Raw genomic sequence first — 308 nt, forward strand, 5'->3', positions numbered from 1 at the left:
TCAATAAAGTTTCCGTGTTTTGTTTTCGTTTAGTTTTGAGAGTTCAAGAAAAGTATTGACTCTTAAAAAAAGAATATGATATAAATTATTCTTGTGTTTTGTATGGGCCTATAGCTCAGCTGGTTAGAGCGCACGCCTGATAAGCGTGAGGTCGATGGTTCGAGTCCATTTAGGCCCACCATACAAATTACGGGGCCTTAGCTCAGCTGGGAGAGCGCCTGCCTTGCACGCAGGAGGTCAGCGGTTCGATCCCGCTAGGCTCCACCATAAAGCTATTTTATATAGCGAATATGTTCTTTGAAAACTAG

The 308-nt window shown here is 42.9% G+C and carries 2 tRNA genes; both read left to right on the forward strand.

Annotated elements, in window-relative coordinates:
- Positions 1-104: 104 nt before the first annotated feature.
- A tRNA-Ile gene (locus CN326_RS23055) sits at positions 105-181 on the forward strand.
- A 10-nt stretch (positions 182-191) separates the two neighbouring features.
- Positions 192-267 (forward strand) — tRNA-Ala (locus CN326_RS23060).
- The last annotated feature ends 41 nt before the right edge of the window (positions 268-308 follow it).

The sequence above is a fragment of the Bacillus sp. AFS018417 genome, from assembly GCF_002560985.1.
In the GTDB taxonomy this organism is placed as follows: Bacteria; Bacillota; Bacilli; order Bacillales; family Bacillaceae_G; genus Bacillus_A; species Bacillus_A rhizoplanae.